This window comes from Actinomadura sp. J1-007 (assembly GCF_009793335.1).
In the GTDB taxonomy this organism is placed as follows: domain Bacteria; phylum Actinomycetota; class Actinomycetes; order Streptosporangiales; family Streptosporangiaceae; genus Spirillospora; species Spirillospora yumaensis.
In genome coordinates this window covers 6118293-6135187 of the sequence record NZ_WING01000001.1, presented here as the reverse complement: position 1 = coordinate 6135187, position 16895 = coordinate 6118293, and the positions used below count along the sequence as shown (strand labels likewise).

The following is a 16895-nucleotide window of genomic DNA, read 5'->3' as shown; positions in this document are numbered from 1 at the left end:
TTCCGTCGTGTTGGACAGGGCGCGGTCAGGGGGACCGAGGTCGCGTTCCTCCGCCGCAACGCCGATAGCTGACGCACGCTGGGAAATCACCGGGCGTGCGCGGGGCGCATGAGGAACAGCGCTACGAGAAGAGCGGCGGCGCAGGTGAGGGCGACGTCAACGCCGATCGCGACACGGAGACCGTCCACGATCGCACCGGGGGAACGGGACGCTCCCGTGCGCGCGTTCGCGACTGCGCTGATGAGCGGGATGCCCAGGGTCATGCCGATCTGCATCGTCATCGTGGTCAGCCCGGTCGCCAGCCCTTGCTCGTGATCGGGAAGCCCCGACGTCGCGGTCAGGGTGTAGGCGACGATGCCGTAGATGTTGCCGATGATGCCCGCCGCGCCCGCGATCAGCACCAGGACCACCCACATGCGGTCCGTGCCGAGGAACAGGAGCGTTCCGTTGGCGGCGGCCATGAGCGCCAGGCTGCCGGCCAGTCCGGCATGGGCGCCGACACGGCCGATCCATCGCGGAGCGAAGAATCCGGCCGCCGCGGCGACGGCGCCCGGGACCCCGAACACCAGTCCGGTGGCGAACGGCGAGTAGCCGAGGACGTCTTGCAGGTACAGCGTGAGCAGGAAGATCACGGACGTCTGCATGGCGACGACGAACAGGCCGCCGAAGTTGCCCCAGCCGACGGTGCGCCGCGCGAGCACGCGCGGGGAGGCGAGCGGCTCCCCCACCTTCGCCTCGATGGCTCCGAACGCGCCCAGAAGGACGAGACCGGCCGCCACGAGCCCGAGGGCGGTCGGGTCTTCCCAGCCCGCCTGTCCGGCCTCTGTGACGCCGTACACGAGCGCGAGGAGGCCCGCGGTGACCGTGACCGCTCCCGGGATGTCGAGGCGGACGTCGCGGTCGCGCCGGTCCCCACGCACGAGTGCGGGGGTCGCGGCGAGCAGCACGACCGCGACAGGGGCGTTGACCAGGAACGCCCACCTCCACGACAGCAGTTCCGTGAGGATGCCGCCGAAGAACGCCCCACTGGCGAAACCGGCCGACATCAACGCCCCGTTCAGCCCCAGCGCCCGCTGTCGTAGAGGTCCTTCCGGGAACGATGTCGTCAGCAGTGACAGCGCGGCCGGTGTGGCGACCGCTGTGGCCAGACCTTGCAGTACGCGGCCCGTGAGAAGGACGCCGGGCCCGTTCGCGAGGCCCCCGACGACGGAACCGGCGGCCAGCAGCACCAGTCCGGTCACGAACAGCAGGCGGCGACCGAACAGGTCGGCGATCCTGCCGGCGAGCAGCGTGAAGCCCGCGGCCGGAAGGGCGAACGCGGTCGCCACCCACTGCAATCCTCCGAGGGAGAACCCCAGGCCGTCACCGAGGGCGGGGAGGGCGACGTTCAGGATCGAGAAGTCGACTGCCAGGACGAACTGCGCGCCGAGCAACAGCACCAGCAGCAGTCGGTGGCGCGCGGACAGCCGCGCCTCCTCAGCGCGTGCGCGGGTGGTGAGGGACAAGATGCGCCTTCCGTTTCCGACGGCGGACTGCCCGCCGTCCACGGAAAACCCTCGAAGTCCCTCGGCTCCCTGCCCAGACCCCGCCGATTGGTACCACTCCCAGGGACAGGAACCATGCGGCTCCGCCGGACATACTGGATGTCATGGAACGGCACGCAGATCTCGGGGATTTCCTGAGGTCACGTAGGGCGCGTCTGCAACCGGAGGACGTCGGCCTCGTCGCGTACGGGGCGCGCCGCAGGGTGCCCGGTCTCCGCCGGGAGGAGCTGGCGCAGCTCGCCGGGGTGAGCATCCAGTACTACACGCGCCTGGAACAGGGGCAGAGCAAGAACGCCTCGGACGCCGTCCTCGACGCTCTGGCGGACGCGCTCCGCCTCTCCGACAACGAGCGGGGGCATCTGCGCGAGCTGGCCCGTCCGTCCCGGCCCGCCCCTCGCAGACCTCCGCCCGAACGGCTCGGCCCTGGGCTGCGGCAGCTCCTCGACGCCATGCCCGACGTGCCCGCGATCGTGCTGGGACGCCGGAACGACATCCTCGCCTGGAACCGCCTTGGTCACGCCCTTCTCGCCGGGCATGAGCCGTACAGCGCTCCCGAGAAGGCTTCCGGCCGGCCCAACCTGGCGACGATGGTGTTCCTCGACCCTCACATGCGCGAGCTGTTCGCCGACTGGAGGCACAAGGCGCAGGAGATCGTGTCGCACCTCCGTGTCACCGCCGCACGTCACCCGGACGACGCCCGGCTGACCGCCCTGATCGGCGAACTCATCGTCAAGAGCCCGGATTTCGCGGCTCTCTGGAGCGCCTACCAGGTGAGCGTGTGCGGCCACGCTACCCGCGACTACCGTCATCCCCTCGTCGGGACGCTGACGCTCACGCAGCAGCCCCTGCAACTCCCGGACCATCCGGAACACCGGGTCGTCACCTACACGGCCGAGCACGGCTCGCCGTCCGAAGCGGCCCTGCGCCTCCTCGCGACGGCCACCGCGGGAGGCGTTCCTGCCCCGGAACGCGGTCGGCATCCCTGCGATTCGTGACTCTCAGGGGGCGGTACAGGGCTCGTACGTCATCCGCCGGGCGGAATTGCAGAGGCCCGAGCGGGTCAGGCGAGGAGAGCCCGTAGACGATCCGTCTCCGCGGCCAGAAGTCCGGGCGGGACGTCTTCGAACGTGGTCACGGCGATGTCGTCGCCGACGGGCTCCCAGACGCCCGCGACGCGTCCCTCGTAGAGAACGACCGGGGAGATCCAGCCCGCCTTGCGGCTGACCTCCGCCCGTCGTTCGGCAGGGATCAGATAGGCCGCGCTCGTACCGGCGCCGAGGACGTACTGATCAAACGCCCCCAGCAGCCGTACCGAACGCGTTGGCTCCGTGGAGAGCAACTCGTCGAGATGCTCCGCCAGCACCCACATGGGCACGCCCTCGACGTCGACCAGGGCGAGGTCGTCCTCAACGGCGGCGAACCAGTCCTTCACGTCGCGCTTCCGGCTCAGCTTGCGCATCAGCCAGTTGTCGAACATCTCTGGAGTCGCGGGCCCGTGAGCCCCCAGGAACGCCCGGATCACGATGCGCGCGGCGTCCTCGACCTCAGGTATGCCCTTCCAGCCGCTCAACCAGGTGGACGGTGCGGTGAATGTGACCTTCGTCCCCTGGGACGGTCCGTGGCAGAGCACTCCCCACCAGGCGAGGGGCTTGAGCAGAACGCCCCAGCCGGAGCCGAGCATCCCGGCCAGACGGGTGGACCCGGTCTCGTCCAGGATGGCCGTTGCGAGTTCCTCCCGTGTGAGCGCCGCTCTGTCCGCGAGCGCGCCGGTAGTGGCGGCGGCGATCGCCTCCAGGTCGGCCGGGGTGGCGCCGAAGTTCTTCTGCCAGCTCGGTTTCTCCCAGTTGCGGACCGTCGCGCACAGCGCGAGATAGGCCGCCGCCTCGTCGGCGGGCAGCAGGTGCAGCGTGCCGCGCATCGCCCAGGTCTTGACCAGCGAGCGTTCCTCCCACAGCGCGCGCGGGACCTCCCCGGGGACGGGCCTCTCCTGCCTGACCGCGACCGCCAGCTCGGCGGACGAGGCGACCTGCGCCTGGATCCCGGCCAGCCGCCGGGCGATCCCGGTCGCCGCGGCGTCGCCGGCGGGGTCGATGAACTGCCGCCGCGACCGCCACGCGAGCGCCCTCGCCCAGGAGATCGATTCCATACGCCTGATTACATCGCACGCCACCGACAGGACTCGTCCTCGCAGGTCGGCATTGCGTGCCGATCCGCGCGGCGCCGGTCAGGCGAGGCGGTGCGCCAGGTCCGCGAACGCGTCGCGGACGTCCTCCGCGGTGAGGACGGTGAGGTCTGCGGCGGTCGCGGCGGATCCCAGTTCCGCGGCGCGCAGAGCGCGGTACGCGCACGCCTTCTCGTAGAGGGAACGCGCGAAACGGCCGTTGCCGAGCTCGTCGATCCGGCCTGTTCCGCACGCGCGCTGGAACACGAGGGCCAGATCGTCCAGAGCCCGTTCCTCCCACTGGTCGCCGTCGTGCTCGGCGATGAGCTGCGCGATGCGGAGCAGTTCGTCCGGGCCGTACGACGGGAAATCGACCCGTACGTCGAAGCGGGAGGCCAGACCCGGGTTGGAGGACAGGAAACGGTCCATGTCGGCCTCGTAGCCCGCCAAGACGACAACGAGGCGATCCCGGTCGTCCTCGGCGCGTTTCAGGAGCACCTGCACGGCCTCGGCGCCGAACGCGTCGCCGCCGGAGTAGCCCGGGTTGCTCAACGCGTACGCCTCGTCCACGAACAGCACTCCGCCGAGCGCCGAATCGACCACCTTGTTGGTCTTGAGCGCGGTGGCGCCGAGATGCTCGCCCACCAGGTCCGCGCGCTGGGCCTCCACCACCTCGGGGCGCGCGAGCAGGCCGTACGCGGCGAAGATGCGGCCGAGCACGCGCGCGACCGTGGTCTTCCCGGTGCCGGGCGGTCCGGTGAACACGAAGTGCCGCATGGGCGGGCGTGTGACGAGCCCTTGGTCGTGGCGCATCTTCGCGACCTGGAGCTGCGCGGCGATCTCGCGGACCTGCCGTTTCACCGGCTCCAGCCCGATCATCGCGTCGAGGGAGCCGAGCGCCTCGTCCAGGGTCGGTGTGTCCGCGTACCCGCGGAACCTCTCGGTGACCTCCGCGAACGCGGAGTCGACGTCCTCCGCGCGCAGCGTGACGAGGTCGTCCGCCGTCGGATGGTGACCCTCCCGTACGGGATCGTCCGCGCCGACCACGCGCATGTCCCGCGCGCGTGCGGCGGCTTCGGTCAAGGACCGCACGAAACGGCCGTTGCCGAGCTCGTCCACGATGCCGCGCCGTTCAACCTCCTCGAAGCGGACCGCGAGCGTACGGCGGGCCTCCTCGTCGAGGCGGTCCTCCCGGAGGCCGGTGTGGTAGTCGGCGATCTGGAGCAGTTCCCGCGGACGGTACGACGGGAAGTGCACGCGCGTGCCGAACCGTGAGGCGAGCCCAGGGTTGGAGTCCAGGAACTCCGCCATCTGCGCCTCGTAGCCGGCGAGGATGATGACGAGGTTGTCGCGGTCGTCCTCCGCGCGTTTGAGCAGCGCCTGCACGGCCTCGTTGCCGAACCGGTCGGGCTGGCCCTCCGCCGCGTTGACCAGGCCGTACGCCTCGTCGATGAACAGTATCCCGCCGAGCGCGGAGTCGACGAGCTGGTTGGTCTTGATGGCGGTGGCGCCGAGGAACTCCCCCACCAGGTCGGCGCGGTGCGCCTCGACCACCGTGGGGGCGGGGAGCAGCCCGAACGCGTAGAAGATCTTTGCGAGGACGCGTGCGACGGTGGTCTTGCCGGTGCCGGGCGGGCCGACGAACACGAAGTGCCGCATGGGCTTCTCGGTGGGCACGCCGGCGGCGGCGCGCAGATGCGCGGCCTCGATGGAGGCGGCGATCGAGCGGACCTGGCGTTTCACCGGCTCCAGCCCGATCATGGCCTCCAGTTCGGCGAGGGCGTCGGCGACTGAGATCTCGGGTTCCTCCTCCGGTGACCGGGCGTCCCCGGTCTCGGGGTCTTCGACGACGGTCGCGACATCGGCCGCCTGGGCCGCGGCGAGCTGCTCGTAGGCGGCCTGGGTCGCCACCGGGACTCCCGCCGCGCCCGCGCGGTCGTCACCGGCCGTTCCGCCGCCCGTGTCCCCTGCGGGACCGCCGCCGACGGCAGTCGGCCCGCCACCGCGCGGACCGTCCTTGCGGGGGCCGTCTCCGTTGGGATCGGGGCGCGGCCCCGGCTTGAAGCCGCCTCCGCCTTTTCGGTCTCGGCGTCCACGGTCGGACGGGGGTTTGCGGGGCGGCCCGGTGGTGTCTCCCTTGGGACTGGCCTGCTCCTGCACCCAGCCCGTCTCGTACGCCTCGGCGGGCACGCTGCGCCGGGCCTGGTTCCAGCGGTAGGCGAGCACGACAAGGGCCGCTCCCCATGCGGGGCCGACGTTCAGCTCCGGAAGCGGATGCGCGGCGGCGGCCGTCGCCACGCCCGCGGCTCCCAGAGCGAGTACCGCCGTACGCCACGGCGCGTACCCGCGGAGCCGTAGCGCGACGAACGCCACGGGCAGGGCCAGCAGGGCGAGCAGCAGTGCGGGCGTCAGGTACGGGGGGTGGCGGTGTCCGGGAAACAGGTGGCCCAGGGGGACCGACACCGCCATCCAGCCGACGATGACCGAGACGACCGCCATCCCCGCGGGCGAGCGCAGCGTGAGGTGCACGACGATCAGCAGGATCACCGCGAACGCGGCGGTGCCGAGCACCGGTCCGTTCAGGACCACCATTGCGGACAGCGCCACCGCGACCAGCAGAACGCCGCCCAGGAAGCGCAGGCCGGGCGGAATCTGGAAGTAGCGCGACCGCAGGCGCTCGAAAAGATCCCGCGCCGCGGTGCCCACCGCGGGGCGAGAACGGGACCTCCTGCCGTACGAAGCCATTAAATCGAGTAAAGCGTAGGTCCCGGCCGAAGGGCACTCCCGGCGTCCGGTTCGTTGGCCCCCGGCGTGGCGCGCGCGCAAAGATCGTCAGTGGCCGTTCCCCCGTGGACCGGGACATTTGTACTGCCCAGGAGTGGATGCCTGGCTCTGCCGGGGGAAGCGGCCCGATTCCTAGCGTTGTCGGCATGGCGAACAGGAATCCGGTGCCGCCGAACGACGCGGTGGTCTTCGACGGCGTGACGAAAAGTTATGGGCCGGTGCGTGCTGTGAACGGTTTGGATCTCCGCCTCGCGCGCGGGAGGACGGTCGCCCTGCTCGGCCCGAACGGCGCAGGGAAGTCCACCACCATCGGGATGCTGCTGGGACTGGTCGAGGCGGACTCCGGCAGCGTGACGGTGTTCGGCGGCGCTCCCGAACGCGCCGTCCGGGACGGACGCATCGGCGCGATGCCGCAGAGCGGCCGACTCATCCCGGGGGTGACGGTACGGGAACTGGTCGGGTTCGTACGCCGCTCCTACGCGGCGAAGCGCGGCAACCAGCCGTCGCAGGCCACCGCGGTCCCGTCCCTAGACGATCTGCTGGAAACGGCGCGGATCACCGAGTTGGCGGGACGTCGCGCCAACGGGCTGTCGGGCGGGCAGGCGCAGCGTGTTCGCTTCGCCCTCGCGGTCGCCGGCGCTCCAGAGCTCATCGTGCTGGACGAGCCGACCACCGGCCTGGACATCGAATCCCGGCGTGGCCTGTGGACGAGCATCCGCGCGTACGCGGAAGGCGGCAGCACCGTCCTGTTCTCGACCCACTACCTGGACGAGGCGGACGACTACGCGGACCGGATCGTGGTCGTCGACAGGGGTCGCGTCATCGCCGACGGGACGAGCGAGCAGATCAAGCAGCGGGTGCCCGGCCGGACGGTCAGCTTCGACCTCGACGCTCCGGCGGCGGTGACGTTCGACTCGCTGGGCGGCCTGCCGGGCGTCGCCAGCACGGAGGTCCGGGGTACGCGCGCGCGACTCCACACCACCGATTCCGACGCGACGGTCCTAGCCCTCGCCAAGGCTGGCCACGTCCGCAACCTAGAAGTGACGGGTGCGGGCCTGGAAGAAGCCTTCCTCGCCCTGACGAGCACTCGCGACAACCTGACGAGCGCTGGAGAGAACCGATGACGCTGGCCTACGTACGCCTGGAAATGGTGCGCCTCCTGCGCGACCCCGGCTATCTGGTGATGAGCCTCATCTCTCCCCTGGTGATGTACCTGGTCTTCACCAATCTGGATCTGGGTCGGCAAGGGAGCGATGGGGCCGCGGCCTACTCGATGGTGGGCATGGCCGGGTTCGGCGCCATCGGAGCCGTCATGGGCAACGGCGTGTCCATCGCGGAGGACAAGCCGCTCGGCTGGATCCGGCAACTTCGGCTGCTGCCGCTGCGGCCGGTCAACGTCGTCATCGGACGGACCCTCTGCGCGATGGTGGTCACACTGCCTCCGATCCTCGCGGTCTCTCTGGCCGGGGGCCTGGTGAACGGGGTTTCGCTAGGGGCCGGCCGGTGGGCGGCCGTGGTGGGACTGCTGTGGTTGGGCATCGCCCCCATCGCCGTGCTCGGCATCGGCCTCGGATACCTCCTGACGGCGCAGCAGGCGCAGATGGCCGGTCTGGTCTGCTACATGGGCCTGTCGCTCCTGGGCGGGCTGTGGGTGCCGATCTCCACGTTCCCGGGATGGCTGACGAACGTGGCCAAGGCGACCCCCATCAACCGCTACGGCGAGTTGTCCTGGCGGATCACCGACGGGCACGCCCCGACGCTCCTCGGCGTCGCGGTCCTCGCGGGCTGGGCCGCCCTGTTCGTGGCCTTCGCGGTCTACGGTTACCGGCGCTCGGCTCGTACCGCGTGACGAGCCCAGAACCGGGGCCCTTTCCGCACGCGCCCGCGCGGGCCCGACCCCGCGGGGGCGTGCGGAGAGGGCCCCTGCGCACACGTACGGTGTAGTCCGTGAGTGAGGTGAACCAGCAGGTGAGCGATACCGGGAAAGACCCGGGGCGGCGGCGACCACGCCTTGATCTGGAGACCATCGACCGCAACGGTCCGGGTCCCCAGTCGTTCGCCTTCTGGGCGATCGTGCTGATCTGGCCGCTGATCGACGTGCTCCAGGGGCGCAGCGACCCGACATGGCTGGCCGGCCCCTTGCTCGCCGCCTTGGCGGCGGTCTACATCGCCGCCGTGGTGACGACTTTCAACGCCCGCTACCGGATCGGCGTACCGATCGCGCTGGTCGTGGTGCAGGCCGTGCTCACCACCGTGGGCACCATCGCCTTCGACGGCCGATGGTTCACGGCCTTCCCGCTGCTGGGACTGTCCGCCGGAGTGGTGGTCGGGCACCTGTCCCGGTCCGGGGAAGGGCCGGAGTTCACCATGCTCTTCGGGATCGGCGGCGTTTCGCTGCTGTCGGCCCTGGTCGGCTGGTCCACCGGCAGTGACACCGGGTCCATCCTGGGCATCTGGTACGGAACGGTGACCGCCGGCCTGGTCAGCGCCATCATCATGCGGCTCTTCCTGGTCATCGGCATGCTGCGCCAGGCCCGGGAGGAACTCGCCCACGCGGCCGTCGCCCAGGAACGTCTCCGGTTCTCCCGCGATCTGCACGACCTGCTCGGGCACACACTGTCGCTCATGGTGGTCAAGGCCCAGGCCGTACGGCGCCTAGCGGAACGCGACCCGAAAACCGCCGCCGAGCAAGCCGCCGACATCGAAACCGTAGGGCGTGAGGCGCTGACGGAGGTTCGCCAGGCCGTGAGCGGTTATCGGGGCCGCGGCCTCTCGTCCGAGATCGACGCCGCACGGACCGCGCTCGCGGATTCCGGTATCGACGCCACGGTGCGACGCGCGGGGCCGTCCCTCTCCCCCGAGCCCGACGCCCTGCTCGGATGGGCCGTACGGGAGGGGGTCACCAACGTGATCCGGCACAGCGGCGCCCGGCACTGCGAAATCCTGGTGCGCCACGACGGCGACCGCGCCGTTCTGGAGATCCGCGACGACGGGCCGGGGGAACAACACGCCACGCCGTCGTCCGCTGAACAGAACTCCCACGCCCCTGACGTGGCCGGGCGGGGGCTTTCCCTCGGACCAGGCGGTCACGGTCTGCGGGGCCTCGCCGAACGCATGGAGGCCGCCGACGGCACCGTTGAGGCCGGGCCCGATTCGGGCGGCGGCTTCGTGTTGACGGTCACGGTTCCGCTCGGACCCGCCGCATGATGCGCGAGAACGCCGCAGGCCGGGAGGCCGAGATGTACTGCGGACGGGGAGAATGAGCCAGGGAGGGGGAACGTGATCAGAGTTCTGCTCGCCGAGGACCAGGGCATGATGCGCGGAGCGCTGGCGTTGCTGCTCGGCCTGGAAGAGGACGTCGAAGTGGTCGCGCAGGTCGGTGAGGGCACCGAGGCGCTGGAGACGGCCCTGCGCACGCGCCCCGACGTCGCGGTGCTCGACATCGAGATGCCCGGCCGCAGCGGTTTGGACGTGGCCGCCGATCTCCGCGAGCAACTGCCTTCCTGCAAGGTCCTGATCGTGACGACGTTCGGGCGGCCCGGCTATCTCCGGCGCGCGATGGAGGCCGGCGCCAGCGGCTTCCTGGTCAAGGACGGTCCGATCGAGGATCTGGTCGAAGCGATCCGCCGCGTGCTCGCCGGGGAACAGGTGGTCGACCCCACCCTCGCGACGGCGGCGCTGTCAGTCGGCCCGAATCCCCTGACGGACCGGGAACGCGACGTCCTCTCGGCGGCGGCCGACGGGTCCACGGTCGCCGACATCGCGGCACGCCTTCACCTTTCCGAGAGCACCGTCCGCAACTACCTGTCAGCGGCCATCGGCAAGACCGGCACCCGCAACCGCATCGAGGCCGTCGGCACCGCCCGCCACAACGGCTGGCTCTGACCCGCGGGGCCCCTTCGAGGCTGGGACGCGTCCCCGCGCGCCCGCGCGGCAGCACCCATGGCAGCGCTCTACGATCGGAAGGGTCAGCGCTGTGGACGACCAGCCGAGCCGCCTCGGGCCGCCTCGGGGCGGCGTGAGAGCGGCCTTCGTACAGGAGCCTTCTTGACCGATCCGACCGGCGCCCTCCCTGGACTGGACGCCGAAACCGCCGAATCAGCAGCTTCGGGCCTCCCGCGCATCGCCGGCTACGCGATCGAGGACGAGCTGCGCAGGGGCATGGCTCTCGTGGACGGTGGATCCGGAGAACGCGCGGAAACCCGGGCCGTCCGTATCGCGGGAGTGGATGAGGTCGGCCGTGGAGCCTGGGCAGGGCCGGTCGTCGTCTGCGCGGCCATTACGGACCTCAGTCCTCCTCCCGTGCTCCCCGGTCGGGGGAAGCGGACCATAGCCCTCACCGATTCCAAGCTGCTGACGGAGGCCCACAGGGAGTCGTTCGCGGAGATCCTCCCGGGCTGGCTCGATTCCCACGCGATCGGTGCGGCGTCCCCCGAGGAGATCGACGAACTGGGCATGACGGCCGCACTGCGCCGCGCGGCCGTACGCGCGCTTGAGGCGCTTCCCGAACCGCCGGACGTAGTGATCCTGGACGGCGGCCATGATTTCCTGCGAACCCCGTGGCGCGTCCGCTGCGAGGTCAAGGCCGACCAAAGGTCCGTGACGGTCGCCGCGGCCTCCGTCCTGGCGAAGGTGCACCGAGACCGGTTGATGGCCGACCTGGCTCCGGACTTCCCGGCGTACGGATTCGCCGACAGCGCCGGATATCCCTCTCCCGCGCATCAGAAAGCCCTTGAGGAGCACGGGCCCACTCCGCATCACCGCCTTTCCTGGTCGTACCTGGACGCACTCCCCCGCTGGCGGCACTTGAAGAAGCATCGGGACCCCATGGCGGGAGAAGGCCAGCTCAGCCTCCTCTAGCCTCAGGGCAAGCCCTCCCCGGCGGGGAGTCATCCGGGCCTTCCTGGGTACGCCGCCGGACACAGGAGGTATTTGCCATGGACACCGTCGTCAAGAGGCTCTTGCGCGAGGCCGGCCAGACCTACGCCGAGGAAACGGGGATTCCGCTGAAGGACCAGCCGGCGGCCCTGTTCAAGCTGCTGGTGCTCGCGAACCTGCTCAGCGCCAGGATCTCGTCGGACATCGCGATGGCCGCGGCCAAGGAGCTCTTCGAGGCGGGAGGCGGCACCGCGCGCGGGATGAGCAAGCTCACCTGGCAGGAACGCGTGGACGCCCTCGGGCGCGGCCACTACGTCCGGTACGACGAGAGCACCTCGTCCCGGCTGGGCGACATGGCGGAACAGGTCCAGGACAAGTACGGAGGCGATCTGCGCCGCCTCCCCGTGGAGGCCGAACGGGACGTGAAGCACGCGTCGAAGCTGCTCCAGGAGTTCCCGGGCATCGGCCCTACGGGAGTGGACATCTTCTGCCGGGAGGCACAGGCGATGTGGCCCTGGCTCCGCCCCTACATCGACGGTCAGGCCGTCAAGGGGGCGGAGCGGCTCGGCCTGCCCACCGACACGAAGAAGCTCGCCTCGGAGGTCCCAGACAAGGATCTGGCCCGCTTCGCGGCCGCGCTGGTCCGTGTGGCGCGGGACAAGAAGCTCGCGGACTCCGTCAAGAGCTAGGACCGAAGGGGACCGGTTCTAGAGGCGGGTGATGACTTCGTCAACGGGCTTGCGCGTGATGTCCGGGACCATCGCGTCGTCCGCCGGATACCCGACCGGAATCACCACGTAAGCGCGTTCTTCGTGGGGGCGGTCGCAGACGTCGTTCAGGAAACGCATCGGACTCGGCGTGTGGGTGAGGGTGGCGAGACCGGCCTGATGCAGGGCGGCGAGCAGGAATCCGACGGCGATCCCCACCGACTCCTTCACGTAGTAGGGGCGGGGCGTGGAAGGGCCCTTGTGCACTTCGAAAACAACAATGACAGCGGGCGCTTCCTCTAGGAACGGCTTGTGCCAGTCCGTTCCCAGTGGCGCGAGAGCCTCCAGCCATTCTTCGGAAGCGCGACGTTCGTAGAACTCCTTCTCCTCCGCCTCGGCCGCCTCACGCAGTCGGCGCTTCCGTTCCGGATCCGTGATCACCACGAAGCGCCACGGTTGGAGGTTCGCACCGCTGGGAGCGGTGGCGGCGGCCCTCACCGCGTGCTCGATCGCCTCATGCGGCACAGGCGTGCTCGCGAAGTCGCGCACGGTCCGGCGCAGCGTCATGGTGTCGGCGAACGCGCGGGCGCGCGCGACCGCCTCGTCTCCGGGCACATCGAAATGGGGCGCGGGAACGACCGGGTACGAGTACTGAGTGCTCATGCGACCGTTCCTACCGTGCGCCTCAGCATGGGGACAAGGAGCAGGAACAGCCAACGATCCCGGCCGGATACCGCAGAACTACACCGGAACGCCCCGCGCACGTCCGGTTTCTCGGCACGGGGCGTTCTGGTGAAGGCATGTTCAGTCGGCTTGGCGCGCGTTCAGTCCTTTCCGCGCGAAGCGACCCACTCCAGATTCCAGTTGTACGCCTGGTCGACGGACATCTTGCCCCAGCGCGGGCGTCCGGGGGGCGGCAGGACGAAGCGTCCCTCACGGCGCACGATCAGCTCTCCGCCGACGTTCTCGATGAGTGCGAGGACCGCGTCGCGCGACGCGTCCATGCAGTCGTCCATGCGCATCTCGATCGGCGGCGACCCCACCGGGTACAGCGTCGCGGTGGCGTCCAGGCCGCGGAAGTCGTCGGCGCCCTCGTAGATCTCGGCGAACACGAGGATCCGCTTGAAGTCGGCGGTGTGGTCGAGGTTGATCGTGAGGTTCTCGCCCGCCTCCACCGCGCCCGTGCGGTCGTCCTTGTCGAGCAGGACGTACGGGGGACGGTTCAGGGCCCCGAAGTCGCCGAGAGCGTGAATGATGCCCTTGCGGCCGTCCTGCAACTCCCAGAGGCAGCACAGGTCGAGGTCCAGGTCCACGCCGCGACGCCGCTTGCCGAGCCGTCCCTTGGCGACGCCCTCGCGCGCGGTCCAGTTGAGGTTGACGCGCATGTTGCCCGACGTCGCGCCGTGCTTGGTGAGCGACACCGACGGGGCGCTCTTGGTCAGGGAGACGGTCCCGCCGCCCGGCCGCTGCTGGCCGCCGGGCTGCTGCGCCGCCGGCTGTCCTGGCGCGGGCGGCTGCTGGTAGCCGGGCCCCGGCGGAGGAGGCGGCGGCGCGTACTGGCCCGGCGGCGGAGGAGGCGGGCTGTACTGCCCGGGTCCGGGCGGAGGCGCGTACGGGTCCTGTCCTGGGGGCGGCGGGGGCGGAGCGTACTGTCCCCCGGGCGGTGGCGGCGGCGTGTACTGGCCTCCGGGCGGCGGAGGCGGAGCATACTGGCCCGGCGCTGGAGGAGGCGGCGGCGGAGCGTACTGGCCTCCCGGCTGCGGGGGCGCCGCCTGCTGCTGGGGCGCGGGCGGAGGCGAAGCGGGCTGCTGCGGGGGCGGCGCGCTGTCCTGCCCCGCGTCATCCACGGAGATGCCGAAATCGGTGGCCAGCCCGCGAGTCCGGTGTCGTACCCCTGGCCGACCGCGCGGAACTTCCACGCGCCCTGACGGCGGTAGAGCTCGCCGAGGACGAACGCCGTCTCGGTCGTGGCGCCGGAACTGTCGAAGCGGGCCACCTCGGTTCCCGCCGCCGCGTCCACCACGCGCACGTAGAGCCCCTGGAACTGGCCGAACGTACCGCCGTCCGACGAAGCCGCGATCACGATCCTGTCGATCCCCGGCTCGACGCGGGCCAGGTCTACCGCGAGCACGTCCAGCACGGTCGGTCCCTGCTGCTTGCCCTCGTGGCGGACCGCTCCCGACGAGTGCGCGGGCTGGTTGTAGAAGACGAAGTCGTCGTCCGAGCGAACGCGCCCTGTCTCCGCCAGCAACAGCGCGGACGCGTCGGCGTCCGGCACTCCCGGGCCTCCCTGCCAGCCCAGTTCGACCCGTACCGAGGGGACCGGCACCGGCGTGTTGGCACCCTTCTGCAAAGACATGAACGCTCCTCTTCCGTCATCGGACATCACCAACCTATGGGCAGTCGTCTCGGCCAGCGACCTACCAGGCGACATCCACTGAGGCAGACGGACAGAACCCGGCACGAGTTCCGTCCGGGCGCGTCACGAGCTCCTGTGACGTCCTGGGCGCGACAGCGCCATACGAGCGTCAGGACGTGGAATCGGCCTTCTCCTCTGCGGAGTTCGCCGAACCCTCAGCCAGAACCTCCGTAAGCGTCCGTTCCACGGGGGACGGCCCGGTCTGAGGGTGGACGTGAAGGGGCGGCTCGCCGGGCAGCGGCGCGGGTGTGGACGTTCGCAGGCCGTCCAGCATGATCTGGAGGTTGCGCTCCCACTGCCGCCCGCCCGCGCGCAGGCCGATCGTGTGGTCGCCGGTGGAAACCCCGACCAGCAGGAAGGCGACGTCCTCCCACGCGATGTCGGGACGGATCGCGCCCGCGTCCTGCGCACGCTCGACGAGCAGGCGGATGCGGTCGCGCAGTTCGGAACGCGCGTTCCCCAGTGTGTTGCCAAGCGCCTCGTTGATGTCGCACAGCTCGTTGCGCAGCCGAATGTAGGCGGTCGCGAAGGTTTCGAAGCCGGTCCAGGGGTCGGGGTCGGCCAAACCCTGATCACCCTTTTCGACGATCTCGCCGAGGACCTCTTCGAGCACCGCCTCCAGCAGCATCTCCAGGGAGCTGACCCGCCGGTAGAACGTGCCGACGCCGACTCCGGCGCGGCGCGCGATCTCGTGGGCGGTGATCTCGGCGCCGACCTCGCCCGCCGCCTCCCGTGCGGCGGCGACGAGACGTTCCACGTTGCGCCTGGCGTCGGCGCGCGGCCTGCGCCCGGAACCGTCGTCCAGCAGGCGGTCCACGGCGTTCGTCGGCGTGCTCATGATCCCATCCTAGCCATAAGCGGACGCTTACCCTCCATTTTAAGTGGACAGCTCGCGTCCGTTTGCGTTAGGGTCGCCAAGCGGACGCGAGACGTCCGTTTACCGGTTCGATCATGAAGGGTTCGTCATGGCATCGAGGGAGACCCGTCGAGGCGGCGCCGCCAGGCCCGGAGTACTGATCACCGCACTCGCCGCCGGGTTCGTGATGGCGAGCCTCGACGCCACGGTGATGCAGGTCGCGGGCGCCACGATCCAGCAGCGGCTGCACGCCACGCTGAGCCAGCTCACCTGGGCGGTCGACGGCTACGTGCTGACGTTCGCCGCCTTGCTGATGCTGGCCGGGGGGCTGGCCGGCCGGGTGGGCGCCCGGACCGTCTACCTGTGGGGCATGGCGGTGTTCTTCGTCGCCTCCCTGGCCAGCGCGTTCGCCCCCACCATCGAGATCCTCGTGGCGGCCCGCCTCGTCCAGGGCGCGGGAGCGGCGCTGTTCATGCCGAGCTCCCTCGCCCTCCTGGTCGACGCGTTCCCCGACCGTCGCAGACGCACCCGTGTGCTGGGAATCTGGTCCGCGATCGTCTCCTCGGCCCTCGCGTTCGGCCCGACGATCGGAGGCGTCATGGTCGACGCGTTCGGCTGGCGGAGCATCTTCCTGGTCAACCTTCCCGTCGGCCTCGCCGGAATGGCCCTGACCCGCCGCTTCGTCGCTCCGACCGCCGGCCGCCCCACCACTCTGGCGGTGCCCGGCCACGTCATACTGATCGTCCTGCTCGCCTCGCTGAGCTTCGCCCTGATCGAAGGTCCGCAGCGCGGCTGGACCGCCCCCGTCGTCATCGCCGCGACCATCGTGACCGCGGCGGCCGCGGCGCTGCTCCCCCTGCGCGAACGCCGCGCCGGCACGACCGTCATGCCTTGGCGCATGTTCCGCGAGCCGCACTTCGCGGGCGCCAACGCCGTGGGCTTCCTCTTCAACGGGTCGTTCTACGGCGTTCTGTTCCTGGTGGGTCTCTACTTCCAGCACGCCAGGGGCGCGAGCCCGCTCCAGGCGGGTCTGGAGATCCTGCCGCTGACCGTCTTCATCCCGCTCAGCAACATGGCGTTCTCCCACATCTCGGCACGCCTCTCCAACGGCCCCCTTCTGATCACCTTTCTCCTGATCGCCGCCGCGGCCTCGTTCGCGCTGACGGCGATCAGTCCCACCACCCCGTACTGGCTGATCGCTCTGGCCTTGGCCGTCACGGGCATCGCGGGCGGCGTCGTCTCGCCCGCGATGACGGCCACCCTGGTCGACGCCGCGGGCCCCGACCAGGGCAACGTGGCCGGTTCGGTCCTCAACGCCAACCGCCAGGTCGGCACGCTCGTCGGCATCGCCGGAATCGGCGCCCTCCTGGGCGCCACCCACGACTGGACGACCGGCGCGACCGCCTCGTTCCTCGTGGTGGGCGTCGCCTATCTACTCGCCGCCGCAGCAGCCTGGACCCTCGTCACCCGTCGCCCCCACACCCCAGCACCAGCGCCCAAGTCTCAAGGCACGGCCGAGCTCACCTCTGAAAGCCGAGTCTGACCG

At 70.5% G+C, this 16895-nt stretch carries 15 protein-coding genes; 8 read left to right on the top strand and 7 right to left on the bottom strand.

The features are described from left to right. Positions 1-86: 86 nt before the first annotated feature. Positions 87-1505 (bottom strand): MFS transporter, encoded by a 1419-nt coding sequence (locus tag GEV43_RS27840; protein ID WP_175250146.1) that lies wholly within the window; start codon positions 1503-1505, stop codon positions 87-89. Between the two features lie 143 nt (positions 1506-1648). On the opposite strand from GEV43_RS27840, the gene GEV43_RS27835 reads away from it, so the two are divergent. After that, positions 1649-2539, top strand: coding sequence for a helix-turn-helix domain-containing protein (locus GEV43_RS27835; RefSeq protein ID WP_160823232.1), 891 nt, complete (start codon positions 1649-1651; stop codon positions 2537-2539). Between the two features lie 65 nt (positions 2540-2604). On the opposite strand, the gene GEV43_RS27830 is transcribed toward GEV43_RS27835, so the two are convergent. Together GEV43_RS27830 and GEV43_RS27825 are read right to left on the bottom strand one after the other, a co-directional pair. Beyond that, positions 2605-3690, bottom strand: a complete 1086-nt coding sequence (locus GEV43_RS27830) for a winged helix DNA-binding domain-containing protein (protein WP_160823231.1) — start codon at positions 3688-3690, stop codon at positions 2605-2607. Positions 3691-3768: 78 nt separating this feature from the next. Then, positions 3769-6450, bottom strand: a complete 2682-nt coding sequence (locus tag GEV43_RS27825; protein WP_241683062.1) for an AAA family ATPase — start codon at positions 6448-6450, stop codon at positions 3769-3771. A gap of 185 nt (positions 6451-6635) precedes the next feature. Between GEV43_RS27825 and GEV43_RS27820 the strand changes: the two genes are divergently transcribed. From GEV43_RS27820 to GEV43_RS27795, 6 genes are all read left to right on the top strand, one after another. Beyond that, positions 6636-7613 carry an ABC transporter ATP-binding protein gene (locus GEV43_RS27820; protein ID WP_160823230.1) on the top strand — a complete coding sequence of 326 codons (978 nt, stop codon included), beginning with the start codon at positions 6636-6638 and terminating at the stop codon, positions 7611-7613. Next, positions 7610-8338, top strand: a complete 729-nt coding sequence (locus GEV43_RS27815) for an ABC transporter permease (protein ID WP_160823229.1) — start codon at positions 7610-7612, stop codon at positions 8336-8338. The genes GEV43_RS27820 and GEV43_RS27815 overlap by 4 nt, the downstream gene beginning before the upstream one ends. 98 nt (positions 8339-8436) lie before the next feature. Beyond that, positions 8437-9696, top strand: a complete 1260-nt coding sequence (locus tag GEV43_RS55205) for a sensor histidine kinase (protein ID WP_160823228.1) — start codon at positions 8437-8439, stop codon at positions 9694-9696. A gap of 72 nt (positions 9697-9768) precedes the next feature. Beyond that, on the top strand, positions 9769-10374 hold the full coding sequence (locus GEV43_RS27805; protein WP_160823227.1) for a response regulator transcription factor: 606 nt from the start codon (positions 9769-9771) through the stop codon (positions 10372-10374). A gap of 276 nt (positions 10375-10650) precedes the next feature. Next, positions 10651-11349: a ribonuclease HII gene (locus GEV43_RS27800; RefSeq protein ID WP_160824808.1), complete on the top strand. Its 699-nt coding sequence runs from the start codon at positions 10651-10653 to the stop codon at positions 11347-11349. Positions 11350-11426: 77 nt separating this feature from the next. After that, positions 11427-12056 carry an endonuclease gene (locus GEV43_RS27795; protein ID WP_160823226.1) on the top strand — a complete coding sequence of 210 codons (630 nt, stop codon included), beginning with the start codon at positions 11427-11429 and terminating at the stop codon, positions 12054-12056. 18 nt (positions 12057-12074) lie between these two features. On the opposite strand, the gene GEV43_RS27790 is transcribed toward GEV43_RS27795, so the two are convergent. From GEV43_RS27790 to GEV43_RS27780, 4 genes are all read right to left on the bottom strand, one after another. Further along, on the bottom strand, positions 12075-12737 hold the full coding sequence (locus GEV43_RS27790) for a nitroreductase family protein (RefSeq protein WP_160823225.1): 663 nt from the start codon (positions 12735-12737) through the stop codon (positions 12075-12077). Positions 12738-12898: 161 nt separating this feature from the next. Next, positions 12899-13495, bottom strand: a complete 597-nt coding sequence (locus GEV43_RS48350; RefSeq protein WP_206681543.1) for a hypothetical protein — start codon at positions 13493-13495, stop codon at positions 12899-12901. Positions 13496-13512: 17 nt separating this feature from the next. Then, positions 13513-14433, bottom strand: coding sequence for a TerD family protein (locus tag GEV43_RS51185; protein WP_241683061.1), 921 nt, complete (start codon positions 14431-14433; stop codon positions 13513-13515). Positions 14434-14602: 169 nt separating this feature from the next. Further along, entirely contained in the window at positions 14603-15331 is a 729-nt protein-coding gene (locus GEV43_RS27780; RefSeq protein WP_160823224.1) for a TetR/AcrR family transcriptional regulator, read from the bottom strand. Between the two features lie 127 nt (positions 15332-15458). On the opposite strand from GEV43_RS27780, the gene GEV43_RS27775 reads away from it, so the two are divergent. Then, positions 15459-16892, top strand: a complete 1434-nt coding sequence (locus GEV43_RS27775; protein ID WP_160823223.1) for an MFS transporter — start codon at positions 15459-15461, stop codon at positions 16890-16892. The last annotated feature ends 3 nt before the right edge of the window (positions 16893-16895 follow it).

Bases quoted from the DNA above. Each gene is read 5' to 3' on its own strand.
- GEV43_RS27835 (WP_160823232.1), top strand. From the start codon at position 1,649: ATGGAACGGCACGCAGATCTCGGGGATTTCCTGAGGTCACGTAGGGCG.
- GEV43_RS27830 (WP_160823231.1), bottom strand. From the start codon at position 3,690: ATGGAATCGATCTCCTGGGCGAGGGCGCTCGCGTGGCGGTCGCGGCGG.
- GEV43_RS27825 (WP_241683062.1), bottom strand. From the start codon at position 6,450: ATGGCTTCGTACGGCAGGAGGTCCCGTTCTCGCCCCGCGGTGGGCACC.
- GEV43_RS27820 (WP_160823230.1), top strand. From the start codon at position 6,636: ATGGCGAACAGGAATCCGGTGCCGCCGAACGACGCGGTGGTCTTCGAC.
- GEV43_RS27815 (WP_160823229.1), top strand. From the start codon at position 7,610: ATGACGCTGGCCTACGTACGCCTGGAAATGGTGCGCCTCCTGCGCGAC.
- GEV43_RS27800 (WP_160824808.1), top strand. From the start codon at position 10,651: ATGGCTCTCGTGGACGGTGGATCCGGAGAACGCGCGGAAACCCGGGCC.
- GEV43_RS27795 (WP_160823226.1), top strand. From the start codon at position 11,427: ATGGACACCGTCGTCAAGAGGCTCTTGCGCGAGGCCGGCCAGACCTAC.
- GEV43_RS27790 (WP_160823225.1), bottom strand. From the start codon at position 12,737: ATGAGCACTCAGTACTCGTACCCGGTCGTTCCCGCGCCCCATTTCGAT.
- GEV43_RS51185 (WP_241683061.1), bottom strand. From the start codon at position 14,433: ATGTCTTTGCAGAAGGGTGCCAACACGCCGGTGCCGGTCCCCTCGGTA.
- GEV43_RS27780 (WP_160823224.1), bottom strand. From the start codon at position 15,331: ATGAGCACGCCGACGAACGCCGTGGACCGCCTGCTGGACGACGGTTCC.
- GEV43_RS27775 (WP_160823223.1), top strand. From the start codon at position 15,459: ATGGCATCGAGGGAGACCCGTCGAGGCGGCGCCGCCAGGCCCGGAGTA.